The organism is Streptomyces sp. KR80 (assembly GCF_052245555.1).
Taxonomy (GTDB): domain Bacteria; phylum Actinomycetota; class Actinomycetes; order Streptomycetales; family Streptomycetaceae; genus Streptomyces.
In genome coordinates this window covers 325,042-349,786 of record NZ_JBQQCD010000003.1, presented here as the reverse complement: position 1 = coordinate 349,786, position 24,745 = coordinate 325,042, and the positions used below count along the sequence as shown (strand labels likewise).

Sequence of the window (24,745 nt, the reverse complement as noted above, 5' to 3'; positions counted from 1 at the left end):
CGAGGAACGGTACTCAGCGCGCCCCGTCGGGCACAGCGATGTGCGGTTATCCACAGCCTTGACACCCTACGATCGCCGACAGCACCATTGAACCGAACGATCGGTCGGTCGGGCGGATGGCCGCCTATCGACAGAGATCGGCAGAGAGGGGCGCCTGGTGACAACGGTGGTGGCGACCGAGAGCGACGCGAGCGGATACGCCGCGGCGTTCGACGCGTCGGTCGCAGCGGACGAGCGGATCGAGCCCCGCGACTGGATGCCGGACGAGTACCGCGCGACGCTGGTGCGACAGATGGCGCAGCACGCCCATTCCGAGATCATCGGTATGCAGCCCGAAGCCAACTGGATCGCCCGCGCACCGTCACTGCGGCGCAAGGCGATCCTCATGGCCAAGGTGCAGGATGAGGCGGGGCACGGGCTCTACCTCTACAGCGCCGCCGAAACGCTGGGCACGGGGCGCGACGAGCTGCTCGACAAGCTGCACTCCGGTCGGCAGAAGTACTCCTCGATCTTCAACTACCCGACGCTGACCTGGGCCGATGTTGGGGCCATCGGATGGCTGGTGGACGGCGCGGCGATCACCAACCAGGTGCCGCTGTGCCGCTGTTCGTACGGACCCTACGCCCGCGCCATGGTCCGGATCTGCAAGGAGGAGTCCTTCCATCAGCGGCAGGGCTTCGAGCTGCTGCTCACCCTCAGCCGTGGCACCGCGGCGCAGCGCGCGATGGCGCAGGACGCCGTGGACCGCTGGTGGTGGCCGTCGCTGATGATGTTCGGCCCGCCCGACGACCAGTCTGCGCACTCCGCCCAGTCCATGGCCTGGAAGATCAAGCGCCACTCCAACGACGAGCTGCGACAGCGCTTCGTGGACATCTGCGTCCCCCAGGCGGAGACCCTTGGACTGACCCTCCCCGACCCGGACCTGAAGTGGAACGAGGAGCGCGGGCACTACGACTTCGGGCCCATCGACTGGGACGAGTTCCGTGAGGTGCTGCGGGGCAACGGCCCGTGCAACGCCGAGCGGATCAGCCAGCGACGTCAGGCACACGAGGAAGGTGCCTGGGTGCGCGAGGCAGCCTCGGCCTACGCCGCCAAGCACGGGGAGGGCAGGGCATGAGCGGAACCGCTGACTGGCCGCTGTGGGAGGTGTTCGTGCGCAGCAGGCGGGGCCTGTCCCACACCCACGCAGGCAGCCTGCACGCGCCGGACGCCGAGATGGCGCTGCGGAACGCCCGGGACCTCTACACCCGGCGCGCCGAGGGTGTCTCGATCTGGGTGGTGCCCTCCACCGCGGTCACCGCCTCCTCGCCGGACGAGAAGGATCCGTTCTTCGAGCCGGCCGCCGACAAGCCCTACCGCCACCCCACCTTCTACGAGATCCCGGAAGGGGTGCGGCACCTGTGACCGTGGCGACCGAGGCGACGGCAGCGCTGGCACTGGGCGACGACGCGCTGGTGCTCTCCCACCGGCTGGGGGAGTGGGCCGGGCGCGCCCCGGTGCTCGAGGAGGACGTCGCTCTCGCCAATATCGCGCTCGACCTGCTCGGTCAGGCGCGGGTACTGCTGTCGATGGTGGGTGACGAGGACGAGCTCGCCTATCTCCGCGAGGAGCGCGCGTTCACGCATGTGCAGCTCGTCGAGCAGCCGAACGGCGACTTCGCGCACACCATTGCCCGCCAGCTCTACTTCTCCACTTACCAGGAGCTGCTGTACGGGCAACTGGCTCTGGGGGACGGTGTCTTCGCCCCGCTCGCCTCGAAGGCGGTCAAGGAGGTGGTCTACCACCGGGACCATGCCGAGCACTGGACGCTGCGGCTGGGCGACGGCACCGACGAAAGCCATGAGCGCATGCAGCGAGGACTGGACGCGCTGTGGCGGTTTACCGGCGAACTGTTCCAGCCGGTCGCAGGGCTGACCGTGGACGCGGACGCGCTGCGCGAGGAATGGCTGGGGTCCCTCACGTCCGTGCTGGAGCAGGCGACCCTGACCGTACCCGCCGGGCCGCAGCTGGGGGCGTGGACAGCGGGCGCAGGGCGTCAGGGCCTGCACACCGAACCGTTCGGGCGGATGCTCGCGGAAATGCAGCATCTGCACCGGAGCCACCCGGGAGCGACGTGGTGAAGGGCGACGTGATGAACGGCGACGTGGTCACCAGCAGCGCGGCGGGCGGCGGCGTGACGACAACCGCGCTCGAGGACGAACTGCGCCGGCTCGCGGGCTCGGTCCCGGACCCGGAGCTGCCGGTGCTGACGCTGGAAGAGCTGGGCGTGCTGCGTGGACTGCAGGTCCTCGGCCCCGGCCGGGTCGAAGTGGAGCTCACCCCGACCTACACCGGCTGCCCCGCGATCGAGTCGATGTCGGAAGACATCGAGCGGGTGCTGCACGAGCACGGGGTGCCGGACGTCACGGTCCGTACCGTGCTCTCGCCGCCCTGGACCACGGACGCCATCAGTGCCGAAGGGAGGCGCAAGCTCGAGGAGTACGGGATAGCGCCGCCACGCCCCGGTGGCCCTGCCTCCGCAGGGGGGCCGGTCATGGTCGAACTGTCCGTGCGCTGTCCCCACTGCGGATCGACCGACACCACGCTGCTGAGCCGTTTCTCCTCCACCGCGTGCAAGGCACTGCGCCGCTGCGAGTCGTGCCGTGAACCGTTCGACCACTTCAAGGAGTTGTAGATGGCGACGCAAACGGACCGCCCTGCTCCGGCCGTCCGCCATGGTGCGTTCCACATGCTCCGGGTGGCAGCGGTCGACCAGCTGACCGACGACTCGGTCGCCGTCACGTTCGCGGTGCCACCCGAGCTGCGCAGCACCTACCGCTTCCTGCCGGGTCAGCATCTCGCACTGCGCCGACGGGCCGTGGACGGCTCGGAGATCCGCCGTACCTACTCCATCTGCGGACCCACTCTGGCCCCGGACGGACCGGAGACGCTGCGGGTGGGCGTACGTCTGGTCGAGGGGGGTGAGTTCTCGACCTTCGCACTCAAGGAGCTCGCGGTCGGCGACACCGTGGAGGTAATGGCACCGGCCGGACGCTTCGTCCTCGAACCGAAGCCGGGGCACTTCGTCGCCGTAGTGGGCGGCAGCGGCATCACGCCCGTTCTGTCGATCGCGTCAACACTTCTGGCGCACGAGCCCTTGGCCCGTTTCTGCCTGATACGCAGCGACCGGACCGCCGCATCGACGATGTTTCTCGAAGAGGTGGCCGATCTCAAGGACCGCTACCCCGACCGGCTCCAACTGGTGAACGTCCTCTCACGGGAGGAGCAGCAGGCCGGTCTGCCGTCGGGGCGCCTCGACGAGGCGCGGCTCACCGAGCTGCTGCCCGCGCTGCTGCCCGTGGAGTCGGTCGACGGCTGGTTCCTCTGCGGGCCCTTTGGGCTGGTTCAGAGCGCAGAGCGGGCGCTGCGCGCGCTCGCCGTGCCGCGCAGCCGCGTCCACCAGGAGATCTTCCATGTGGACGATGCGGTCTCCCCTGCTCCTGTCACTGTCGCGGCTCCCGCGCACAGTTCGGTGACCGCGACACTGGACGGCCGCTCCGGCACCTGGCCGGTGGAGGACGGTGAAACCCTGCTGGAGGCCGTGCTGCGCAACCGCGGCGACGCGCCGTACGCCTGCAAGGGCGGGGTGTGCGGGACCTGCCGGGCCTTCCTGGTCTCGGGTGAGGTGCGGATGGACCGGAACTTCGCGTTGGAGCCGGAGGAGGTCGAGGCCGGCTTCGTACTGGCCTGCCAGTCCCACCCCGTCACCGAGCAGGTGGAGTTGGACTTCGACCGCTGAGGACCGACCCCTGCGCGTCACCGAACTGAGATGGGACCGGGCTCGGAGCCGCAGCACTATTCCCCATTCCTGCAACCTGTTCTACCTTGACGCCTCGTCAGGAAAAGCCATCGGCGGTTCCTCCCCAGCTTCGGCCGGGTGGGGGTACCCCCGCCGAAGGCAGGGGGAGTGCCCCCAGGCGCGGCGCACGGGAGGACGGGCAGAGTGGACTTCACCTTCACCGAGGAACAGCAGGCGGCCGTCGAGGCGGCCACAGCGGTCTTCTCCAAGGTCGCACCCGACGGCGTCCCCAGCCCGGCGCTCACCCCCGGGGCCGTCGCCGAGGATTTCGACCGCCCGCTGTGGCACAAGCTCGCCAAGGCGGACCTCCTGAGCCTCGTCCTCGATCCCCGGCACGGCGGCGCGGGGCTCGACCCTGTCGCGCTCTGCCTCGTCCTGCGCGAGTCCGCCAAGGTGCTGGCCCGGGTGCCGCTCCTGGAGACCGGCGCCGCCGCGCTCACCCTGCGCAGGTACGCCACTTCGGAGCTGTGTGACGAGCTGCTCCCCCGGGTCGGATGCGGCGAACTCGTGCTGACAGTCGCCTCCAGCGGCCGCACCGGTCACGATCCGGCCGAGCTCGCCGTCGAAGCCCGCGAGGACGGCGAGGACTGGATCTTGGACGGCGTGCAGACAGCCGTGCCGTGGGCACACACCGCGGACCTGGTGCTGATCCCGGCCCGCACCGGCGACGGCCGCACGGTGCTCGCACTCACTCCCCGGCTGCACGACGGCGTCACTCTCGCCGAGCAGGTGTCCACCAACGGCGAGCGGTACGCCGAGGTGAGCCTGGAGGCCGTACGGCTCGGCGACCGCGACATGCTGACCGCCGACGGCGCCTGGGAGTGGCTACGCGACCTCCTCACCACCGGCGTCTGCGCGCTCGCCCTAGGCCTCGGCGAGGGCGTGCTGGGCATGACGAGCGACTACACCGCCAAACGAGAGCAGTTCGGCTTCCCCGTGGCCACATTCCAGGCGGTCGCCGTCCAGACCGCCGACCGCTACATCGACCTTCGGGCCATGGAAGCCACCCTGTGGCAGGCCGCGTGGCGGCTCGCCGCATCTCACCCAGGCGCGACCGGGGGTGCCGGAGGCCCCCTCCCACCCGCCGGCGACGTCGCCGTCGCGAAGATCTGGGCGTCGGAGGGCGTACGGCGGGTCGTCCAGACCGCCCAGCATCTGCACGGCGGCTTCGGCGCCGACGTCGACTATCCGCTGCACCGCTACCACGCGTGGGCCAAACAGCTGGAGCTGTCACTGGGCCCGGCAGCCGCACACGAGGAGGCTCTCGGCGATCTGCTCGCCGCGCACCCCCTCGCGTGACACCCCTCGCGTGACACCCCTCGCGTGACACCCGCAGACCCGTACAGGCCGCGGACCGCGCGCCGGCGGACCGCAGCAGCCCTTGGCTCGTGGTTACCGGACCCCGTGGTTACAGGACGAAGGGCTGGTCCCCGCTCTCGGAGACCAGGGGGCGGCCCGCGGCCTCCCAGCCGAGCATTCCGCCCTCCACGTTCACCGCGTCCAGCCCCTGCGCGATGAGGTACTGGGCAACCTGCGCCGACCGGCCGCCGACCCGGCACACGACATGCACCTGGCGGCCGTCGGCCACGGCCTCGGTCAACTCATCCAACCGCAGCACGACCTGCCCCATCGGCAGATGCAGCGCGCCCTCGGCATGACCGGCCGCCCACTCGTCGTCCTCCCGCACGTCCAGCAGGAAGCCGTCGGAAGGTACCGCCGCGGCATCCACCGTGGGCAGCTGGGCGAAGTGCATGAGGTCAGCCTCTCTCCATCGCGTACGGCCGGGGATACGCCCCGGGCGGGCACGGCCGGTGCCGTGCGTCGCACGTTACCCGGCCAGCTCGGCCAGCCGGGCCTCCCGCTCGGCGACCTGGGCAAGGAGCTGTTCCGCGATCTCCTCGAGCAGGGCGTCCGGGTCGTCCGGAGCCATCCGCAGCATGGCCCCTATGGCACTGTTCTCCAGCTCCTCGGCGACCGCGGCCAGCAGTTCCTTGCGCTGGGCCAGCCACTCCAGGCGGGCGTAGAGCTCCTCGCTGGGGCTGGGCCCCGGCTTCTCGCCCTGCGATCGCGCCGCCCACTCCTCGGCGAGCGTGCGCAGCTCGTCCTCGTTCCCGGCCGCGTAGGCCCCGTTCACCCGCACGATGAACGCGCTGCGCCGGTCACGCTCCGCATCGTCGCGCGCCAGGTCCGGATGAGCCTTGCGGACCAGCTCGCGGAAGACCCGGCGGGCCTCCTCGCTCGGCCGGACCCGCCCCGGCGGCTGCACCGGCCGCTCGGTGAGCATCGCCATCGCCTCCGGAGACAGACCTTCCGAGTCGATCCAGCCGTGGAACAGCTCATCCACGCCCGGCATCGGCAGGACCATGCCCCGGGCCTGCTCCGCCTTGCGAATGTCGTCGGGATCCTTGGTACGCTCCGCGACCGCCTCGGCGATCAGGGCGTCCAGCTCATCGAGCCGGCCGTACATCGGACCGAGCCTCTGGTGGTGCAGCCGGGAGAAGTTCTCCACCTCCACCCGGAAGGTCTCCACCGCGATCTCGAACTCGATCAACGCCTGCTCGGCGGCGCGCACCGCCTGCTCCAGCCGGGCCTCCGGCCGCGCGTCCTCCTGCGGCCCGGCCCGCCCTTCCTCGCGCTGCCCGGCATCGGCCTTGCCCTGAAGATCGGTCCGCTCAGCTTCCGGATTCATCACTCGCCCAGGCTAATGGCCCTGCCCCTGCGCCGTCAGACGCCCAGCTCAGCGGCTATGCGCCCGCTCCGGACAGCCGCCACCAGCGCCGCGTGATCCGCCTCCGTGCGATCCGCGTACGCCACCGCGAAGGCCGCCACCGCCTCATCCATTTCCTCCCCCTTCCCGCAGTAGCCGGCGATCAGCCGCGGGTCGGCGCTGTGCGCATGCGCCCGCGCCAGCAGGGCTCCGGTCATCCGCCCGTAGTCGTCGATCTGGTCGGCGGCCAGCACCGCCGGATCCACGCTGCCTTTCCGGTTCCGGAACTGCCGCACCTGGTAGGGGCGCCCGTCGACGCTCGTCCAGCCCAGCAGAATGTCGCTCACGACCTGCATCCGCTTCTGCCCGAGCACCACCCGGCGCCCCTCGTGCCCGGGCTCCGGCACCGCGAATCCCGCCTTCGTCACATGCGGCAGCAGGGCCGATGCGCGGGCCTCCTTCACCTGCAGCACCAGCGGCTCGCCCCGGTGGTCCAGCAGCAGCACCACGTACGAGCGCATGCCCACACTGCCCGTGCCGACCACCCGGAACGCGACGTCGTGCACCGCGTAGCGCGCGAGCAGCGGCAGCCGGTCCTCCGGCAGCGTCTCGAGATACCCGCCCAGGGCCGTCGCCACGGCTGCCGCCTCGGCGTCCGGCACCCGGCGCAGCACCGGCGGCGCGTCCGTGAAGCGGCGGCGGGGAACACCCGCCGTCTCCTCGCCGTCCAGCACCGTCTCCGTGGCCCGCGCCGCGAACCGGGCGCTCGTGTTGCGCCGCGCCTTCTCCGCGACCCGCTCCAGCGTGCCGACCAGATCGCGCGCGTCGGTGTGCGAGACGAGCTCCTCGTCGGCGATCGCGTTCCACGCGTCCAGCACCGGCAGCTTCGCCAACAAGCGCATCGTGCGCCGATACGCGCCCGTGGCGTCGTACGCCGCCGCACGGCAGGTGTCCTCGTCAGCCCCTGCCTCCCGGCCGGCCAGCACCAGCGAGGCCGCCAGCCGCTTCACGTCCCACTCCCAGGGACCGACCAGGGTCTCGTCGAAGTCGTTGATGTCCATCACGAGGCTGCCGATGGCGTCCCCGTAGAGCCCGAAGTTCGCGGCGTGCGCATCCCCGCAGATCTGCGCGCCGACGCCGGTCACAGGCGTCTCCGCCAGGTCGAATGCCATCAGACCGGCGGTTCCGCGCAGGAAGGCGAAAGGAGTCGCGGCCATCCGGCCGACCCGTATCGGGGCCAGCTCCGGCAGGCGCCCGGCGCTGGACTCCGCCACCGCGGCGACCGCGTCCGGCCTGCCGGGGCCCACCCTCAACGCCGCGTGCGCGGACCGCGGCACCCGGTCCCTCAGCGCCTTCCCCTGCCGCCTCGGCGCGGCCCGGTCCTGGGGCCACCGTGCGAACCCCGGCACACCCGGAATCCGCTCGCCCGCACGCGGGGCCGAGTCCTGGTCCGAATCCTCGCTCCGGGGCCGCACCACTGCTCGGTCCTGTGCCGGAAACCGCCCCCGCATCCGCTCGTCGGCCACCATGCGCTCTCCCCCGTCACCGTCCCGACACCAACTGGCCATGACCGTACCGCCCATGGCCGAACAGCCGCACACCCCTGTGGATAACTCCCAACGGCCCACCTCGGAAGCCCCCTTCGCGACCAAGCCCCCCGTAAAACTCTCCGGGGCCCGCCACGGGTGCCGAACCCATGGGGCCCTCCCCGCGGGCTACTCCCCGAGCCCGGCGTCCCGCGCCAACAGCGCCGCCTGGACGCGGTTCTCGCACCCGAGCTTCGCCAGGATCCGGCTCACATACGTCTTCACCGTCGCCTCGCTCATATGGATCCGCTCACCGGCGTCCGCGTTCGACAGACCCTCGCCGAGCAGCGCCAGCACCTCGAGCTCCCGCTCTGTCAGCGCCTCCAGGCGACGTCGGGCCTCCTCGCCGCGCTCCGCCGCCCGGCCCGAAGCGAGCGAGTCGACGACGTGCCGCGTGGCCCCCGGCGACAGATACGCGTCTCCGCCCGCTGCGGCCCGTACCGCCCCGATCAGCTCGCCCGGCGCGGTGTCCTTCAGCAGGAATCCGGCACCGCCGGCGCTCAGGGCGCGCAACACGTTCTCCCGTTCGCCGAAGGTGGTGAGGATCAGCACCCTGACGGCCGGGGCGGCTCGGCGCAGCTCCGCGAGCGCGGACAGCCCGTCCATCAGCGGCATCTGGATGTCGAGCAGCGCGACGTCGACCGTACGCGCCCGGGCCAGGTCCACCGCCTCCCGGCCGTTCGCGGCCTCCGCGACCACCTCGATGTCATCGGCCGAGGTGAGGATCATCCTGATGCCGGCCCGTATGAGCGGCTCGTCATCGGCGACGAGGACCCTGATCACAGCTCTCCTGCGCATGGTCGAAGGGACACGGGCACGGCGGGGCATCGGCCACGTCACGGCTGCGCCGCCGCTACCGCACCCCGGCGCCATCATCCCCGACCCGCGCGGAAGCGACTCCCACGGCACCCAGGACTCCTGCGGCTCCCACGGCGCCTACTGGCCGACCTCGAAGGACCGCTTCTCGATGAGCTTGCCGCCCTTGAAGCAGAAGCGGAACACCGGATCCGCGTTCCAGCTGTCTCCCGTCTCCGACGACAGCAACGTGAGGCACTCCGCGCCCTCCGGCTCGGGCGGCCCCTTGCCTTCGAACTCCGAGGTCATGAACGAGTCGCCGGCAGGCAACTTCGCGCGGACCTCGGCCTCCGGCTGACCCGCCTTCACCGCCTCGTAGTCCTCGCGGTCGATCATGGCTCGGTCCACTTCCTGCATCAGCTCCGCCAACCCCCAGACCGCAACGACCCCCAGCCCCAGCACGATCGCCACCACGACGCCGCAGCCGAGGGCCAACCCGCTGACCCGCCTGCCGCTGCTGCTCATCGCCGCCGCGACCTCCCTCTGCGCACCGGTCCAGTCGATGACCGGTCCACCGTCCCCCGGAGCGCCGGTCAGGTTCTGCTCCCGGAAGTCGCCCGCCGCATCGACGAAGGTCTCCGGCGGCCGAACACCCCCCGCCTGCCCCGCCTCAGGCCCGGCCCCGGCCTCGGCACCGGCACCGGCACCGGCACCGGCACCAGCCGACGAGCCGTCGTCCGGGCCGTACGGCAGAACGCCCGCGAGCCGGAAACCGCCGTTCGGTGCAGGCCCGGCGTGCACCATGCCACCGATCAGACGGGCTCGCTCCTTCAGGCCCGTGAGGCCCTGCCCGCCGCTCACCGCGGCTGTGCCGCTCCCGCTGCCCGTGCCCGCCCTCACGGGCCCGTTGGCGACCTCCACCACCAACGAGTCCGGCTCGTACCGCAGGCCGACCGTGATCGGCGCGCCCGCCGCGTACTTGTGAGCATTCGTCAGGCCTTCCTGGGCGATGCGGTACGCGGCGTGGTCCGCAGCCGGCGCCAGCGCACGCGGCATCCCCGAGCGCCGCAGCTCCACCGCCGCACCCGCCGCCCGCGACGCCTCGGCCAGCTCCTCGATGCCGGCCACGCCCCGGGACACGGGCCGCGCGTCCTCCAGGGGCCGGGTTCCCTCGGCACCGTCCCGCAGGATGCCCACGACCTCCCGCAGTTCGTGCATCGCCGCCACCGAGGCCTCCCGCAGCACCCCGACCCCCTCGCGCTGTCGCTCGGTCAGCTCGGAATCGACCTCAAGAGCTCCGGTGTGCACGGCGATCAGGGCGAGCTGGTGGCCGAGGCTGTCGTGCATGTCCTGGGCGATCCGCTGCCGCTCCCGCATCCGCGCCTGTCCCGCGACCATCGCCCGCTCGCGCAGCAGCTGCGCATTGTGCTGCTGGAGGGTGTGCAGCAGGGTGCGGCGCTGCGTCCAGTACCGGCTCGCCAGGCCGGGGACGACCGTCGTCGCCAGGAAGAAGACGACGGAGAAGACGATCGTCGCCAGGGACGAGAACTCGGGGTACTCGGTGTAGGCGACGTACGCGGTCAGCGCCGTGTGGAGCGCGAACGCTGCGGTGAACGCCCCGAGCGCCCGGCCCACCCGCGTCACGGCCCGGCCCGCGGACCAGCCCGCCACCATGAGCAGCATCACAAAGCCGCTCATGACCCCGGCCGCCGCGCCTGTGACGACCAACACAGTCGCCGGCAGCACCCGCCGCAGCGGGGAGAGCACCGCGACCACCAGCGCGGTCGCCACCACCCGCGCGGGGCCGCTGCCCTCCAGGTCCTCCAGTCCCGCCGCTGACAGCGACAGGACCAGGGACAGCACCACTTCGCCCGCGATCCGTCGCGGGGGCCACGACCCCGGTACGACCAGGCGCCGCCACACCGCCCGGGCCCGCTCCCTCCCAGTCACCGCCTTCACGCGGCACACGCTAAGACCGGCCCGCGGGACGGCGCACTCCCCCTTCGTCGCGCCCCTCGGCGACGAAAGTCGCGCCCCCCTCGGGAGCAGCCGGTCCGGCAGGACAGCGACCGAGTGACCAAACGAACACACAAAAAGCTCCGCAGGCCTGAGACCTGCGGAGCCGATGGTGCGCGAGGGGGGAGTTGAACCCCCACGCCCTTACGGGCACTGGAACCTGAATCCAGCGCGTCTGCCTATTCCGCCACCCGCGCATGGGTGTTGCCGCCCGGTTCTCGCACAGCCTCCGGACCGTTCTGTCCGGGTCGTGTGGAGCGCCTGCCGACATCCAGAAGATTAGCACGCTGGCAAGGGTGGGTTCACACGGCTTTCCCGGCCCCGCACAGCCTGTACCCGCACCTTTCCACCCGCCTCGGACCAGGGACGCGGCCGATTGCGGGACACTGTGCTGGGGGAGCCCTCTACGATCCGATGTGAGCGGCGCTCTGTGCCGTCTCCCGGGCCCGCTCCCCGCAGGCCCGTTACAGGCCTGTGAGAGGCGACACTCGACAGCCGGGGCAGGAAGTGGAACCACGTGTGTTTGCCGCTCGTGGATACGATCAGTAAGCAGTACCAGGACGACTTCGAGGACCGCATCAGGGAAGGAGGTGCCCCGTGGGAGTACTGAAGCGCTTCGAGCAGCGTCTCGAGGGTCTCGTGAACGGCACCTTCGCCAAGGTGTTCAAGTCCGAGGTGCAGCCCGTCGAGATCGCCGGAGCACTGCAGCGGGAGTGCGACAACAACGCCACCATCTGGAACCGCGACCGGACCGTGGTCCCCAACGACTTCATCGTCGAGCTGAGCGCACCGGACTTCGAGCGGCTGAGCCCGTACTCCGGCCAGCTCTCCGACGAGCTCGCCGGCATGGTGCGCGACTACGCCAAGCAGCAGCGCTACACCTTCATGGGCACGATCAAGGTGCACCTGGAGAAGGCCGACGACCTCGACACCGGCCTGTACCGCGTGCGCAGCCGCACGCTGGCCACCAGCGAGTCCCAGCACCCGCAGGGCCGCCGCCCCGCCGCCGCGGCACGGCGCCCCGGCGGCCACCCGGCGCAGCCCGCGGGCGCTCCACCGATGCCCGCCTCGCCGCCGCCCGGCGCGCGAGCGGCCGGCCCCTCCCCGGTGACCCAGCTGCCCGGCGCGGCCGCAGGCCCGATGCCGAGCACGGTCACCCGCCGCTGGATCGAGATCAACGGCACCCGGCACCAGATCTCCCGGGCGACCATGGTGCTGGGCCGCAGCACCGAGGCCGATGTGCGGATCGACGACCCCGGCGTCTCCCGCCGGCACTGCGAGATCCGGACCGGAACGCCCGCGACGATCCAGGATCTGGGATCCACCAACGGCATCGTGGTGGACGGACAGCACACCACCCGCGCTACGCTCCGCGACGGCTCGCGGATCGTCGTGGGCAGCACCACCATCGTGTACCGGCAAGCCGAAGGGTGAAGCGGGGGCAATGTCAGAGCTGACCCTGACGGTCATGCGGCTGGGCTTTCTCGCCGTACTGTGGCTGTTCGTCATCGTGGCCGTACAGGTCATCCGCAGCGATCTGTTCGGCACGCGCGTCACCCAGCGCGCGGCCCGCCGGGGGGAGGCCCAGGGCCGCTCCGCCGCGGGCAGCCGGCAGCCCCCGCAGCAGCGCTCACAGCCGTCCGGCCGCGGCGGCGGCCGGCAGCGGCGCGGCGCCCCCACCAAGCTGGTGGTCTCCGAGGGCACCCTGACCGGCACCACCGTCGCGCTCCAGGGTCAGACGATCTCCCTCGGTCGCGCCCACGACTCGACGATCGTGCTGGACGACGACTACGCGTCCAGCAGGCATGCCAGGATCTACCCGGACCGTGACGGCCAGTGGATCGTCGAGGACCTCGGGTCCACCAACGGCACCTATCTCGACCGGACCCGACTCACCACCCCGACACCGATTCCGCTGGGCGCGCCGATCCGCATCGGCAAGACCGTCATCGAGCTGCGGAAGTAGTACCAGAATGAGCGAGCGGAGCGAGCGGGCCGAGGCCGCGTCGGCAACCGGGCCGACACACGCCAGCGCGCTCCCGACCGGAGGGTGGGCACCGTGCGGATGTACCCCGAGCCGACCGGCGAGGTGCGCATGAGTCTGTCACTGCGTTTCGCCGCCGGATCGCACAAAGGCATGATCCGCGAGGGCAACGAGGACTCCGGCTATGCCGGCCCCCGCCTCCTTGCCATCGCCGACGGCATGGGCGGCCAGGCCGCCGGCGAGGTCGCCAGCTCCGAGGTGATCTCCACCCTCGTCCAGCTCGATGACGACGTGCCGGGCTCCGACATCCTCACCTCCCTCGGCAGCGCCGTACAGCGCGCCAACGAGCAGCTCCGCGTCATGGTCGAAGAGGACCCCCAGCTCGAGGGCATGGGCACCACGCTCACTGCCCTGCTGTGGACCGGCCAGCGCCTCGGCCTCGTCCACGTCGGCGACTCCCGCGCCTACCTCCTCCGCGACGGCGTCCTCAGCCAGATCACCCAGGACCACACCTGGGTCCAGCGGCTGGTCGACGAAGGCCGGATCACGGAGGAGGAAGCCACCACCCACCCGCAGCGCTCCCTGCTGATGCGCGCACTGGGCAGCGGCGACCACGTCGAGCCCGACCTCTCCATCCGCGAGGTCCGGGCCGGTGACCGCTATCTGATCTGCTCGGACGGCCTCTCCGGCGTGGTCAGCCACCAGACGCTCGAGGACACCCTCGCCGGCTACCACGGCCCGCACGAGACCGTGCAGGAGCTCATCCAGCTCGCACTGCGCGGTGGCGGCCCCGACAACATCACCTGCATCGTCGCCGACGTCCTCGACGTGGACGACAGCGACACCCTGGCCGGGCAGCTCAACGACACCCCCGTCGTCGTCGGCGCGGTGGCCGAGAACCCGCCGCACCTGGGCGACCACGGCGCCATGCAGACCCCGGCCGGCCGGGCCGCCGAACTCGGCCGCGGCGTACCGCCGCAGGCTCCCGGCTCCGCGGCGGACGGCTTCGGCCCGCCCGGCAGCGGCCACCCCGGCATGGCCGACTTCTCCGGCGGCTACGGCGTGTACACCGAAGAGGACTTCATCAAGCCCGCCCGCCGCGGCACATGGCTCAAGCGCTCGCTGCTCATCACGCTCGCGCTCGGCCTCGTCGGCGCGGCCTCGTACGGCGGCTACCGCTGGACCCAGTCGCAGTACTACGTGGGCGCCAAAGGCGAGCACGTCGCCCTCTACCAAGGCATCAGCCAGGACTTGGCCTGGATCAGCCTCAACGAGGTCCACGAGGACCACCCCGAGATCGAACTCAAGTACCTCCCGGCCTATCAGCAGAAGCAGGTCAAGGAGACCATCGCGGTCGGCAGCCTGGGCCAGGCCGAGGACAAGGTCCAGGAGCTCGGCAAGCAGGCCTCCGCCTGCCACAAGCGCGCCGAACAGGTCAAGGCCGAGGAGCAGAAGAAGGAAGAGGAGCGCCAGAAGGCACAGGACCAGCAGGCCGGGAAGCAGCAGGGCGAGGCAGGCGGCGAGGCAGGCAGCCGGCCCGCGACCCGCGCCGACGGCAGCAGCACCGACGTCACCAGCGGCAGCACTCCGACGCCCGGCCCCACTTTGTCGGAGGAAGAGCAGCAGCTGGCCAAGGCGTGCGAGAGCACACCGCAGTAGCTAAGGGGCCATCCACACCATGAGCAGTAGCACCAACCCGACCCACACCTCCACGATCGGCGCGATCGGCACCCCGAGCCGACGCAACACCGAGCTCGCGCTGCTCGTCTTCGCCGTCGTGATCCCGGTCTTCGCGTACGCCAACGTGGGCCTCGCCAAGAGCGGATCCATCCCGGCCGGTCTCCTCGGCTACGGGTTCGGCCTCGGTCTGCTCGCCGGCGTCGCCCATCTCGCGGTGCGAAAGTTCGCGCCGTACGCCGACCCGTTGCTGCTGCCGCTCGCCACCCTGCTCAACGGCCTGGGTCTGGTGCTGATCTGGCGGCTCGACCAGGAGCCGTCCATCAGCACCGTCGCGCTGGGCGGGGCCAAGGCCCCGGGCCAGCTGATGTGGTCCACGCTGGGCATCGCGCTCTTCATCGCCGTCCTGGTCTTCCTCAAGGACCACCGGGTGCTGCAGCGTTACACCTACATCTCCATGGTGATCGCGCTGGCGCTGCTGATCGCCCCGATGTTCTTCCCCGCCGTCAACGGCGCCAAGATCTGGATCACGATCCCCGGTGTGGGCGGCCTCCAGCCCGGCGAGTTCGCGAAGATCATCATCACCGTCTTCTTCGCCGGCTATCTCATGGTCAAGCGCGATGCTCTCGCACTCGCCAGCCGCCGGTTCATGGGCCTGTACCTGCCCCGCGGCCGGGACCTCGGGCCGATCCTGGTGATCTGGGCGCTGAGCCTGCTGATCCTGATCTTCGAGACCGATCTGGGCACCTCACTGCTCTTCTTCGGCCTCTTCGTGATCATGCTGTACGTCGCCACCGAGCGCACCAGCTGGGTCGTCTTCGGCCTGACCCTGAGCGCCGTCGGCGCCGTGGCCGTCGCCTCCTTCGCCGGCCACGTCCAAAGCCGGGTGGACCAGTGGCTCAACCCGCTGGCGCTCACGGAGGACGGCCTCGTCCAGGAGCCCGCTCAGGTCATGTACGCCTTCGGGTCCGGCGGCATGTTCGGCTCCGGCCTCGGCCAGGGCTTCTCACGACTGATCGGCGGGCTCGGCGCCAAGAGCGACTACATCCTCGCCACCGTCGGCGAGGAGATGGGCCTCACCGGCATGATGGCCGTCGTCATCCTCTACGCGCTGATCATCGAGCGGGGCGTACGGACCGCCCTCGCGGCGCGCGACCCCTTCGGCAAGCTGCTCGCTGTCGGTCTGTCGGGCGCCTTCGCGCTCCAGGTCTTCGTCGTCGCGGGCGGCGTCACCTCGCTCATCCCGCTGACCGGAATGACCATGCCCTTCCTGGCCCAGGGCGGATCCTCGGTGATCGCCAACTGGGCGCTCATCGCGGTCCTGCTGCGGATCAGCGACACGGCCCGCCGCCCTGCTCCCGCCCCGGCCCCGTCCACCGATGCCGAGATGACCCAGGTGGTCCGACCGTGAACAAGCCCCTCCGCCGGGTCGCCATCTTCTGCGGCCTCCTCGTCCTCGCCCTGCTGGTCCGCGTCAACTGGATCCAGTTCGTCCAGGCCGACGAACTCAGGACCGACCAGCACAACCGCCGCGTCGCCATCGCCCGTTACAGCCAGGAGCGCGGCGACATCATCGTCGGCGGGAAGGCGATCACCGGTCACACCGAGACGAACGGCAACGACTTCAAGTACAAGCGCACTTACAAGAACGGCGCGATGTGGGCTCCGGTGACCGGCTACGCCTCGCAGGCCTTCGGCGCCAACCAGCTCGAGCAGATCAACGACGGCATACTCACCGGCGACGACGACCGGCTCTTCTTCAACCGCACGATCGACATGATCACCGGCAAGGAGAAGGCGGGCGGCGATGTCGTCACCACGCTCAACGCCAAGGCGCAGAAGGCCGCTTTCCATGGCCTCGGCACCAAGAAGGGCGCTGTGGTCGCTCTCGACCCGCAGACCGGAGCGATCCTCGCCCTTGCGAGCGCCCCGAGCTACGACCCGTCCATCTTCGCCGGCAACTCCAAGTCCGACTCGCAGGCCTGGGTCGCGCTCAACAAGGACAAAGACAAGCCCATGATCAACCGGGCGCTGCGCGAGACGTACCCTCCCGGTTCGACCTTCAAGGTGGTCACGGCGGCCGCGGCCCTGGAGAACGGCCTCTACACGGACATCAACGAGCCGACCAAATCGCCGCTGCCCTGGAAGCTGCCGCTGAGCACCAAGAACCTCGAGAACCACGGCAACATCCCCTGCAAGAACGCCACCCTCCTGGTAGCACTGCAGTGGTCCTGCAACACGGTCTTCGGCAAGATCGGCGATGACCTCAAGCGGGACAAGATGGTCGAGCAGGCAGAGAAGTTCGGCTTCAACGAAGAGGTTTTCACCCCGATTCGCGCCAATAAGTCCGTTTACGACACGAAGATGGACCGGCCGGGCAACGCCCTGTCCTCGATCGGTCAGTTCAACACCGCCACCACCCCGCTCCAGATGGCGATGGTCGTCTCTGCCATCGCCAACGACGGCAAGCTCATGGAGCCGTACATGGTGGAGCAGTTGCGGGCTCGGAATCTCAACGTGATCGAGCAGCACACGCCCAAGGAGATGAGCCAGCCGCTCTCGCCGGAGAACGCCCAGAAGCTGCAGGAGATGATGGAGACTGTCGTCTCTAAAGGCACCGGCACCGACGCGCGGATCCCGGACGTCACGGTCGGTGGCAAGACCGGTACCGCCCAGCATGGCGTCGAGAACAGCGAGAAGCCGTACGCCTGGTTCATCTCGTACGCCAAGGACGACAACGGCTCCCCGGTCGCGGTCGCGGTCGTCGTCGAGGACGACGAAGCAAACCGCGACGACATCTCCGGCGGTGGCCTGGCAGCCCCGATCGCCAAGCAGGTGATGGAGGCGGTCATCAGCGGCAATTAGTGACGCCGGTCACCTCCTGAACCGATCCGCGCACGTGGACGTACCGGTCCGGTATCAGGTAGCGGCCGCTAGCCAGGTCCCCCACGGCGTGGCGGGTACGGTAAGCCCGAGCAGCACATCGCCGGATCCCACACCGGTGCGTCGGGAATGACGGAGAGGGCTGGAGAAGCTATGGAAGAGCCGCGTCGCCTCGGCGGCCGGTATGAGCTGGGCTCGGTGCTCGGCCGCGGAGGCATGGCCGAGGTCTACCTCGCCCATGACACCCGCCTGGGCCGCACCGTGGCTGTGAAGACACTGCGGGTGGACCTCGCCCGCGATCCGTCGTTCCAGGCCCGGTTCCGCCGAGAGGCCCAGTCGGCCGCCTCGCTCAACCACCCGTCGATCGTCGCGGTATACGACACCGGCGAGGACTACGTCGACGGGGTCTCGATCCCGTACATCGTGATGGAGTACGTGGACGGGTCGACCCTCCGCGAGCTGCTGCACTCCGGCAGAAAGCTGCTGCCGGAGAGATCTCTGGAAATGACCGTCGGCATCCTCCAGGCGCTGGAGTACTCGCACCGGGCCGGCATCGTGCACCGCGACATCAAGCCCGCGAACGTCATGCTGACCCGCACCGGCCAGGTCAAGGTCATGGACTTCGGCATCGCCCGCGCCATGGGCGACTCTGGCATGACCATGACGCAGACGGCCGCGGTCATCGGCACGGCCCAGTACCTCTCCCCCGAGCAGGCCAAGGGCGAGCAGGTGGACGCCCGCTCCGACCTGTACTCGACCGGCTGCCTGCTGTACGAGCTGCTGACCGTCCGGCCGCCCTTCGTGGGCGACTCCCCGGTCGCAGTGGCGTACCAGCACGTGCGCGAGGAGCCGCAGCCGCCCAGCACGTACGACCCGGAGATCTCTCCGGAGATGGACGCGATCGTCCTCAAGGCGCTCGTGAAGGACCCGGACTACCGCTACCAGTCGGCCGACGAAATGCGCGCCGACATCGAGGCGGCCCTGGACGGCCGGCCCGTGGCAGCCACGGCGGCGATGGGAGCGGCGGCCTACGGGGCGTACGGCCAGGACCAACCGACGACCGCCCTGCGCACCCAGGACGCGTCCCCCCAGACCTCCATGCTCCCGCCCATGCGCGAGGACGACGGCGGATTCGGCTACGACGACCGTCCGGACCGGCGCCGCGGCGGAGGCGGCAGGAAGAACAACACCTCGACGATCCTGCTGGTGATCGCAGGCATCCTGGTGCTCGTCGGCGCGATCTTCATCGGGCGGGAGATCTTCGGGAGCGGCAAGCTCTCCGGCGACACCCCTGTGCCGAACCTGATCGGCAAAACCCTGAAGGACGCCCAGGAGAATGGCGTCAACGGGGGCTTCGAGGTCGTGAAGGCCGGCGAGAAGCCGTGCGACAACGTCAAGAAGAACCAGATCACGGCACAGAACCCCAGGCAGGGCGCCACGGTGGAGAAGAACGGCGAGGTCAAGGTCACCCTGTGCTCGGGGCCCGAGCTGATCCCGGTTCCCAACGTCGAGAACATCCCTATCGGAGAGGCCAGGAAAATCCTGGAGGAGAAGGGCTTCGACTCCGAGAAGATCCGGACGAAGTCGCTCGAGTCGGACCGTGAGCCCGGCCTGGTGCTCAAGCAGACCCCGGAGCCGCAGACCAAGCGGCCGAAGACGGCAACGATCACCCTCACCGTCGCCAAGGAGAAGGAGATGATCGTCGTCCCGCCCGTCACGGGCAAGTCAGTGGAGGAGGCGCAGGGTCAGCTGGAGGGCCTGGGCTTCGAAGTCGACGTCCAAGAGGAGGAGCGCGATGACGCGGTCCCGGGCACGGTCGTCGCGCAGAACCCCGAGGGCAACACGGAGGCCAAGGAAGGGTCGACGGTCACGCTGACGGTCGCCGCGGAGTCCGAGTCGTTCCAACTGCAGAACTTCCAAGGTCAGAAGCTGAAGGACGTCAGGAAGGCACTCGAGGACGCGGGCCTGGTCGTCGGCAATGTCGGCCCGAACACAGAGGACGACGCCATCGTGGTCGCGTCGGACCCCGGCGCGGGCTCCGAGGTAGAGGAGGGTGACACCATCAACCTGGTTACCTCTCCGCCTCAGGACGGCGACGGTGAAGGCGACGGCGGCATCTTCGGCGGCCCGACCGGCAGAGGCCGGAACGGGGACTGACGCCCGTACCGCGCACAAAGCGAGGCCCCGGCACCCACTCCGCGTGGGACGCCGGGGCCTTCGTGTGCCCGCCCTGCTCCGCTGCCGACCCGGCAGGGATGCGGTGAGCGGGCTAACGCAGTTCCTTCGGGGGCGTACGGCGCACGTCCACCTTCTCCGTGCGCTCCAGCTCCGCCCACACGATGTAGCGGTAGTTGGAGGTGTAGACAGGCGTGCACGTCGTCAGCGTGAGGTAGCGGCCCGCCTTCTTCTTCCCCGACTCCCTCGGGACGGCGTCGAGCACATCCACGTTGAACTTCGAGGTCTCCGGCAGCTTTGCGTAGACCTTGTAGACGTACCAGGTGTCCCGAGTCTCGAAGACGACCGCGTCGCCCTCGTCGATCTTGTGGATGTTGTGGAACTGCGCGCCGTGCCCGTCGCGGTGGGCCGCCAGGCTGACGTTGCCCTTCGTGTCCCACGGCATCGCGGACTTCACCGGCTTGGTGTAGTAGCCGGCCACTCCGTGATTGAGCTCCTTCGTGCCGGTGCCCTTGGTGATCAGGATCTCGTCGCCGCTCATCGCTGGGACGTGCAGGAAGCCGATGCCGTCCTTGGTGTCCAGGGGGCCGGGTCCGTCCGCCCAGCGGTTGCGCACCTGGTCGCCCTTCCGTGCCGCATCCCGATCGGCCAGGATGTTGGTCCACCACAGCGAGTAGACGACGAACAGCGCGAGGACCAGACCCGCGGTGATCAACAGCTCACCGAAGACGCTGACGGCCGCGGCCACCCGGCCCAGCGTGCGGCGCCTGGGGGCGCCCGGGCGGCCCGGGCCTTGCGGTGGATGCGCCTCGGTGCCGGTTCGTGCGTGCTGAGTCGCTGCCACCGCGTCGTACTCCGTTTCCGATGTTTCTGCAGATCGATGTTCCGAGGGGCCTAGCCGACCAGGGCGTCCGGCTTCCCCTTGCTGCGCGGCCGCTCCTCGACCATCTTGCCCCAGACGATCATTCGATACGTGCTGGTGAACTCGGGGGTGCAGGTCGTGAGCGTGACGTAGCGCCCCGGTTCGGTGAAGCCGGAACCCGGTGGCACCGGCCCGATCACACCGACGTTCGACGGCGACGTCTGCGGCAGGATGCTCGCCATCTCATACGTGTAAAAGGTGCTCTGCGTCTCGACGATGATCTCGTCGCCCGGCTTGAGCCGGTTGATGTAGCGGAACGGCTCGCCGTGCGTGTTGCGATGCCCCGCCACGGCGAAGTTGCCCTTCTTGTCCCAAGGCATCGCGGTCTTCAGCTTGCCGTCGGCATAGTGGCCGACCATGCCGCGGTCGAGGACCTTGTGCTTGTCGATGCCCTCGGCGATCGGGACCTTCACATCCAGCTTGGGGATGTACATGATCGCGAAGCCCTGGCCGGGTGAGAAGGCGCCCGCCTTGCGGTCGGCGCCCTCGCCCCACTGCCACTCCAGATTGCTCGCGGCACCGCCCGCCTGCTGCTGGGCGAGAACGTTCGTGTACCAGAGCTGGTAGGTCACGAACAGCAGCATCAAGACGCCGACCGTGATGAACGCCTCACCCACCAGCCGACTGGCGATGACACCGGGCGGCTCCTTGCGTGCCCGGGCCTGGCGCCGGGCCTCGACGCGGGAGCGGGGGGGCTGGTCCGTGAGGGGCGCGCCGGACGTGGCCGCGCGCCGTCCTCCTCGGCCCCCGCGCTTGGCCGCACGCCGCCGCGCCGCCCGGCCGCCGACAATCGGCGTGCCCGTCGATTCGCCGACCTGGGTAGCGACCGAGGCGGACGACGGCACCCGCAGACCGACGGTCTCTTCATCGAAGGCTGGTTCCACGACCGGAGGCACGACGACGGTTGCACCCCCGTCAACGTGCTCCGCGACCTGATGGACGGCGCGTTGGGCAGCCTGCTGGACGGCTTGTTGAGCGGTGGCCTCCTGAACGGCTCGACGCGCCGCAGCCCGGGCGGCAGCGACCTGCTCGTCCGTCGGCCCCGCAGGCGCTCCGCCGACGCCGCCCGGTGGCGCCTGCCAGGCGTGGCCGCCGTACTCCGCCTGGGGCTCGTGCACCCCGGCGACTCCCGAGGCGGAGCGCGTCTCGTACATCGGGGCGTCCACGGCCCAACTGGGGGCGCGTCGGCCCTCCGAAGGCCCGGACGCGTACGGCTGTGGGTCCTCCTGGCCCGGCGCATAGGCCGAGCCCCCGTACCCGTATCCGTAGTCGGCCCCGTAGTTCTCGCCGTACGACGCCGACGACGGGGACTGGGGGTTCACCGATGAGGTGCGGGACCAGGGTGAGCCAGCGGCGTCCTGCTCCGGCTCATGTCCGGGTGCGCGGCCGGCCCCCTCCACGGGCCCCTGACCGAAGTCCTGGCCGGACTGCCGCCCGAAGGCGCTGCCGAGCGCCCCGCCCCGCTGGTCGCGGACCTGTCCGGGCAACGGATCGGTCAGCGGATCCTCCAGCCGCCCGACAGCCGCCTCGAACGCGTCTGCCTCGTCGTACGACTCTCCGTACGACGAGGCGGCGTCGCGTTCGGGGCGGAGCGCGGTCACGCGCCGACCCTGCCGACCACTGGCGCGAGCCCCGCCGATCGCTCCACTGCGCCTTCGTCCCCGCATGCCACCAGCCAGTTGGCCAGCATCCGGTGCCCCCACTCCGTGAGCACCGACTCGGGGTGGAACTGCACGCCCTCGACCGGCAGATCGCGATGGCGCAGCCCCATCGCGATCCCACCGGGCGCACCGAAGTCGCCGGTCCAGGCGGTGATCTCCAACTCGTCCGGGACCGTGCCGGGTTCAACGGCCAGCGAGTGGTACCGGGTGGCGGTGAAGGGCGACGGCAGTCCCTCGAAGACCCCCGTGCCCTTATGGGTCACCAGGGAGGTCTTGCCGTGCAGCAGCTCAGCAGCCCGGTCGACGACACCGCCGTAGGCGACCGCCATCGACTGCATCCCGAGGCAGACGCCGAAGACCGGCACCCCGGTGTCCGCGCAGTGCCGCACCATGTCGATGCAGACACCGGCCTGCTCCGGCGCGCCGGGGCCGGGGGACAACAGCACGCCGTCGAAGCCGTCCTGGGCGTGCGCGAGCTCGACCTCGTCGTTGCGCACCACCTCGCATGTCGCGCCGAGCTGGTAGAGGTACTGGACGAGGTTGAAGACGAAGCTGTCGTAGTTGTCGACGACCAGAATCCGTGCGCTCATGAGGCTGACCGGCCTCCGTTGTCGACCGTCACATCGTTGAACGGAAGCAGTGGCTCCGCCCACGGGAAGACGTACTGGAAGAGCACGAAGACGATCGCCAGTACGAGCACGAGCGAGATCAGCGCCCGCACCCAAGTGTTCCCCGGCAGATGCCGCCAGATCCAGCCGTACATCCTGTCCCTACTCGCCGATGAAGGAGTCGATTGCAGCACCAGACTAAGGGGCGGGGGCGGCAGAGGTGGGTCAGCTGGGCAAAGCATCCGGCTTACCCTCTTCCACGGGCTGGGTCGCGTCCAGATGCGCCCAGGCGATCAGGCGGTGGCTGTGCCCCCACTCCGGCTCGCATGTGGTCAGGGTCAGATACCTGCCGGGCCGGTCGAATCCGGCCTTGGCCGGAATGGGGTCGATGACCGCGGTGTCGGACGGCAGCGTGCGGTACGGCCTGCCGACGATGCGGTACGTGAACCAGCTGGCGCCGTCGGTCAGCAGCACCGGGTCCCCCGGGCGCAGCTTGGGGAAGTCCTTGAACGGGTCGCCGTACGTGCGGCGGTGGCCGGCGACGGAGAAGTTGCCGGTGTCGCCGAGGCGCGCGGTACGGACGTAGTGGCCGAGGCCCTTCTTGAGCGTGTCGGTGCGCGTGCCCTCCAGCACCGGCTTGGCCCAACTGCTGCCGAAACGGGGGATGTACATGACGGCGAAGGGCTTGCCGTCCTCGTAGGGGTCCTGCCGGGCCGCGGGCGGCGAAGCAGAGCCGGATCCGGACTGCGGCTCCGTCGGGCCTGGCGTGGGCTGCGGGTGCCCGACCGGACCGCTGGACCACTGCTCCTGGAGCCGGTCGATCTCGTGCTCCATCGCGCTGTCCGCCCGTACCCCGGTCCAGAACAGCACGTAGCCGACGAACAGCACGATCACGGTCCCGACGGTGACGCAGAGCTCGCTGGATGTCCTGACGATCAGCCGCACCGTCCGGACCGTCCGCACCGACACCCGCGGGCCCTCCCTCCCGTCGCCGTCACCGCTCCAGTGGCTTGGAGTACCGGAGATCCACTGTGCCGGAGTAACCGGGCAGCGTCATCGCCTTGTGCTGGTCGACTTTCCAGCCGAGTCCGTATGCGTTGACGTACAGCTGGTAGTTCTGGATCGCCGGGGAGCCGGCCAGCGCCTTCTGCAGCCGCGCGGTGTCGCCGACCGCGGTCACCTTGTACGGAGGCGAGTAGACCCGGCCCTGCAGGATCAGGGTGTTGCCGACACAGCGCACCGCGCTGGTGGAGATCAGCCGCTGGTCCATGACCTTGACGCCCTTCGCGCCGCCGTCCCACAGCGCGTTCACCACGGCCTGGATGTCCTGCTGGTGGATGACGAGGTCGTCCGGCTCGGGCTCGGGGTATCCGGGGAGGCGAGCGGTGGCGTCCGGCGGCGCGTCGGTCAGGGTGACGGTCACGCCCCGGCCGGTGATCCTGCTCGTGCCCGCGGACTTCTCCAGGTCCTCCAGCCTGCGGTCCTCGGCCGCGCTGCTGCCGCTGTCCCGCCGGGCCAGCCGGTCGACCTCGGAGCGCACGGCCGCCGCCTGGTCGTCGAGCTCAGTGTTCTTGCGGCTCCGCTCCTGAATGAGGTCGGACAGCCTGAGCATCGAGTCGTCGGTGCGCAGGTTCGTGCCCTGGGCCGTGTCGAAACTGATCCAGAAGATGAGGCCGGCCAGTGCGAAGATCCCGGCCGTGAGCAGGCGCGCCGGTCGCAACCGGCGGCGCTCCGGGGAGGTCCCGGACGGCACGGGCCGGTCGGCGGGGGAGTCCGCAGAATTGCTCACCGTACCCTTATCTCCTTCGACGCCGCGGAAGCACTACGCTAACGGACGCCCGGGGTAATGATGTGGGCCTTCATTGCTCCCGGCCCCGGAGACAGAGACCAGAA

The 24,745-nt window shown here is 70.2% G+C and carries 23 protein-coding genes and 1 tRNA gene; 12 read left to right on the top strand and 12 right to left on the bottom strand.

The window, feature by feature from the left end:
* The first annotated feature begins 157 nt into the window (after window positions 1-157).
* From paaA to ACTWQI_RS07020, 6 genes are all read left to right on the top strand, one after another.
* The gene (paaA, locus tag ACTWQI_RS07045; RefSeq protein ID WP_443268449.1) at window positions 158-1,117 is read left to right on the top strand and encodes a 1,2-phenylacetyl-CoA epoxidase subunit PaaA; all 960 of its coding nucleotides are present in this window, start codon (window positions 158-160) and stop codon (window positions 1,115-1,117) included.
* Window positions 1,114-1,404 carry a 1,2-phenylacetyl-CoA epoxidase subunit PaaB gene (paaB, locus tag ACTWQI_RS07040; protein WP_443268447.1) on the top strand — a complete coding sequence of 97 codons (291 nt, stop codon included), beginning with the start codon at window positions 1,114-1,116 and terminating at the stop codon, window positions 1,402-1,404. Before paaA ends, paaB begins: the two co-directional genes overlap by 4 nt.
* The gene (gene paaC / locus ACTWQI_RS07035) at window positions 1,401-2,120 is read left to right on the top strand and encodes a 1,2-phenylacetyl-CoA epoxidase subunit PaaC (RefSeq protein WP_443268445.1); all 720 of its coding nucleotides are present in this window, start codon (window positions 1,401-1,403) and stop codon (window positions 2,118-2,120) included. Before paaB ends, paaC begins: the two co-directional genes overlap by 4 nt.
* A gap of 11 nt (window positions 2,121-2,131) precedes the next feature.
* Window positions 2,132-2,674, top strand: a complete 543-nt coding sequence (gene paaD, locus ACTWQI_RS07030; RefSeq protein ID WP_443268680.1) for a 1,2-phenylacetyl-CoA epoxidase subunit PaaD — start codon at window positions 2,132-2,134, stop codon at window positions 2,672-2,674.
* Entirely contained in the window at window positions 2,675-3,778 is a 1,104-nt protein-coding gene (locus tag ACTWQI_RS07025; protein WP_443268443.1) for a 2Fe-2S iron-sulfur cluster-binding protein, read from the top strand. It begins immediately after the preceding gene.
* A gap of 204 nt (window positions 3,779-3,982) precedes the next feature.
* Window positions 3,983-5,137 (top strand): acyl-CoA dehydrogenase family protein, encoded by a 1,155-nt coding sequence (locus tag ACTWQI_RS07020; protein WP_443268441.1) that lies wholly within the window; start codon window positions 3,983-3,985, stop codon window positions 5,135-5,137.
* Between the two features lie 109 nt (window positions 5,138-5,246).
* Here ACTWQI_RS07020 and ACTWQI_RS07015 read toward each other — a convergent pair whose 3' ends face one another.
* The 6 genes from ACTWQI_RS07015 to ACTWQI_RS06990 all read right to left on the bottom strand — a co-directional run bounded on the left by ACTWQI_RS07015 (window position 5,247) and on the right by ACTWQI_RS06990 (window position 11,139).
* Entirely contained in the window at window positions 5,247-5,591 is a 345-nt protein-coding gene (locus ACTWQI_RS07015; protein WP_443268439.1) for a rhodanese-like domain-containing protein, read from the bottom strand.
* Window positions 5,592-5,666: 75 nt separating this feature from the next.
* Window positions 5,667-6,527, bottom strand: a complete 861-nt coding sequence (locus tag ACTWQI_RS07010) for a hypothetical protein (protein WP_443268437.1) — start codon at window positions 6,525-6,527, stop codon at window positions 5,667-5,669.
* A 35-nt stretch (window positions 6,528-6,562) separates the two neighbouring features.
* Entirely contained in the window at window positions 6,563-8,074 is a 1,512-nt protein-coding gene (locus tag ACTWQI_RS07005) for a DUF2252 domain-containing protein (protein WP_443268435.1), read from the bottom strand.
* Window positions 8,075-8,260: 186 nt separating this feature from the next.
* Window positions 8,261-8,914, bottom strand: a complete 654-nt coding sequence (locus tag ACTWQI_RS07000; protein ID WP_443268434.1) for a response regulator transcription factor — start codon at window positions 8,912-8,914, stop codon at window positions 8,261-8,263.
* Window positions 8,915-9,067: 153 nt separating this feature from the next.
* Window positions 9,068-10,876: a sensor histidine kinase gene (locus ACTWQI_RS06995; RefSeq protein ID WP_443268678.1), complete on the bottom strand. Its 1,809-nt coding sequence runs from the start codon at window positions 10,874-10,876 to the stop codon at window positions 9,068-9,070.
* A 176-nt stretch (window positions 10,877-11,052) separates the two neighbouring features.
* Window positions 11,053-11,139 (bottom strand) — tRNA-Leu (locus ACTWQI_RS06990).
* Between the two features lie 400 nt (window positions 11,140-11,539).
* On the opposite strand from ACTWQI_RS06990, the gene ACTWQI_RS06985 reads away from it, so the two are divergent.
* The 6 genes from ACTWQI_RS06985 (at window position 11,540) to pknB (ending at window position 19,643) form a co-directional block, all read left to right on the top strand.
* Entirely contained in the window at window positions 11,540-12,376 is an 837-nt protein-coding gene (locus tag ACTWQI_RS06985) for an FhaA domain-containing protein (protein ID WP_443268432.1), read from the top strand.
* 10 nt (window positions 12,377-12,386) lie between these two features.
* Complete coding sequence (locus ACTWQI_RS06980) at window positions 12,387-12,908, top strand: FHA domain-containing protein FhaB/FipA (RefSeq protein ID WP_443268430.1); 522 nt, start codon at window positions 12,387-12,389, stop codon at window positions 12,906-12,908.
* A gap of 99 nt (window positions 12,909-13,007) precedes the next feature.
* Complete coding sequence (locus tag ACTWQI_RS06975) at window positions 13,008-14,585, top strand: PP2C family protein-serine/threonine phosphatase (RefSeq protein WP_443268676.1); 1,578 nt, start codon at window positions 13,008-13,010, stop codon at window positions 14,583-14,585.
* A 19-nt stretch (window positions 14,586-14,604) separates the two neighbouring features.
* A complete protein-coding gene (locus ACTWQI_RS06970) occupies window positions 14,605-16,014 on the top strand; it encodes an FtsW/RodA/SpoVE family cell cycle protein (protein ID WP_443268428.1) in 1,410 nt (469 codons plus the stop codon).
* Window positions 16,011-17,468 carry a peptidoglycan D,D-transpeptidase FtsI family protein gene (locus ACTWQI_RS06965; protein ID WP_443268426.1) on the top strand — a complete coding sequence of 486 codons (1,458 nt, stop codon included), beginning with the start codon at window positions 16,011-16,013 and terminating at the stop codon, window positions 17,466-17,468. The genes ACTWQI_RS06970 and ACTWQI_RS06965 overlap by 4 nt, the downstream gene beginning before the upstream one ends.
* Before the next feature lie 171 nt (window positions 17,469-17,639).
* A complete protein-coding gene (gene pknB, locus ACTWQI_RS06960; protein WP_443268424.1) occupies window positions 17,640-19,643 on the top strand; it encodes a Stk1 family PASTA domain-containing Ser/Thr kinase in 2,004 nt (667 codons plus the stop codon).
* Between the two features lie 112 nt (window positions 19,644-19,755).
* On the opposite strand, the gene ACTWQI_RS06955 is transcribed toward pknB, so the two are convergent.
* The 6 genes from ACTWQI_RS06955 to ACTWQI_RS06930 all read right to left on the bottom strand — a co-directional run bounded on the left by ACTWQI_RS06955 (window position 19,756) and on the right by ACTWQI_RS06930 (window position 24,641).
* Window positions 19,756-20,505: a class E sortase gene (locus ACTWQI_RS06955; RefSeq protein ID WP_443268422.1), complete on the bottom strand. Its 750-nt coding sequence runs from the start codon at window positions 20,503-20,505 to the stop codon at window positions 19,756-19,758.
* 50 nt (window positions 20,506-20,555) lie between these two features.
* Window positions 20,556-21,737, bottom strand: a complete 1,182-nt coding sequence (locus ACTWQI_RS06950; RefSeq protein ID WP_443268674.1) for a class E sortase — start codon at window positions 21,735-21,737, stop codon at window positions 20,556-20,558.
* A 443-nt stretch (window positions 21,738-22,180) separates the two neighbouring features.
* Window positions 22,181-22,834, bottom strand: a complete 654-nt coding sequence (locus tag ACTWQI_RS06945; RefSeq protein ID WP_443268420.1) for an aminodeoxychorismate/anthranilate synthase component II — start codon at window positions 22,832-22,834, stop codon at window positions 22,181-22,183.
* The gene (locus tag ACTWQI_RS06940; protein ID WP_443268419.1) at window positions 22,831-23,007 is read right to left on the bottom strand and encodes a hypothetical protein; all 177 of its coding nucleotides are present in this window, start codon (window positions 23,005-23,007) and stop codon (window positions 22,831-22,833) included. The genes ACTWQI_RS06945 and ACTWQI_RS06940 overlap by 4 nt, the downstream gene beginning before the upstream one ends.
* Before the next feature lie 70 nt (window positions 23,008-23,077).
* On the bottom strand, window positions 23,078-23,821 hold the full coding sequence (locus ACTWQI_RS06935) for a class E sortase (RefSeq protein WP_443268417.1): 744 nt from the start codon (window positions 23,819-23,821) through the stop codon (window positions 23,078-23,080).
* Window positions 23,822-23,846: 25 nt separating this feature from the next.
* Complete coding sequence (locus ACTWQI_RS06930; protein ID WP_443268416.1) at window positions 23,847-24,641, bottom strand: DUF881 domain-containing protein; 795 nt, start codon at window positions 24,639-24,641, stop codon at window positions 23,847-23,849.
* Between the last annotated feature and the right edge of the window lie 104 nt (window positions 24,642-24,745).

What these genes read in the sequence shown, in the direction of transcription:
- ACTWQI_RS07005 (WP_443268435.1), bottom strand. Translation starts at nt 8,074, where the DNA reads ATGGTGGCCGACGAGCGGATGCGGGGGCGGTTTCCGGCACAGGACCGA.
- paaD (WP_443268680.1), top strand. Translation starts at nt 2,132, where the DNA reads ATGAACGGCGACGTGGTCACCAGCAGCGCGGCGGGCGGCGGCGTGACG.
- ACTWQI_RS07010 (WP_443268437.1), bottom strand. Translation starts at nt 6,527, where the DNA reads ATGAATCCGGAAGCTGAGCGGACCGATCTTCAGGGCAAGGCCGATGCC.
- ACTWQI_RS06975 (WP_443268676.1), top strand. Translation starts at nt 13,008, where the DNA reads ATGTACCCCGAGCCGACCGGCGAGGTGCGCATGAGTCTGTCACTGCGT.
- ACTWQI_RS06970 (WP_443268428.1), top strand. Translation starts at nt 14,605, where the DNA reads ATGAGCAGTAGCACCAACCCGACCCACACCTCCACGATCGGCGCGATC.
- ACTWQI_RS07015 (WP_443268439.1), bottom strand. Translation starts at nt 5,591, where the DNA reads ATGCACTTCGCCCAGCTGCCCACGGTGGATGCCGCGGCGGTACCTTCC.
- pknB (WP_443268424.1), top strand. Translation starts at nt 17,640, where the DNA reads ATGGAAGAGCCGCGTCGCCTCGGCGGCCGGTATGAGCTGGGCTCGGTG.
- ACTWQI_RS06940 (WP_443268419.1), bottom strand. Translation starts at nt 23,007, where the DNA reads ATGTACGGCTGGATCTGGCGGCATCTGCCGGGGAACACTTGGGTGCGG.
- ACTWQI_RS06945 (WP_443268420.1), bottom strand. Translation starts at nt 22,834, where the DNA reads ATGAGCGCACGGATTCTGGTCGTCGACAACTACGACAGCTTCGTCTTC.
- ACTWQI_RS07025 (WP_443268443.1), top strand. Translation starts at nt 2,675, where the DNA reads ATGGCGACGCAAACGGACCGCCCTGCTCCGGCCGTCCGCCATGGTGCG.
- ACTWQI_RS06980 (WP_443268430.1), top strand. Translation starts at nt 12,387, where the DNA reads ATGTCAGAGCTGACCCTGACGGTCATGCGGCTGGGCTTTCTCGCCGTA.
- ACTWQI_RS06950 (WP_443268674.1), bottom strand. Translation starts at nt 21,737, where the DNA reads ATGTACGAGACGCGCTCCGCCTCGGGAGTCGCCGGGGTGCACGAGCCC.
- paaB (WP_443268447.1), top strand. Translation starts at nt 1,114, where the DNA reads ATGAGCGGAACCGCTGACTGGCCGCTGTGGGAGGTGTTCGTGCGCAGC.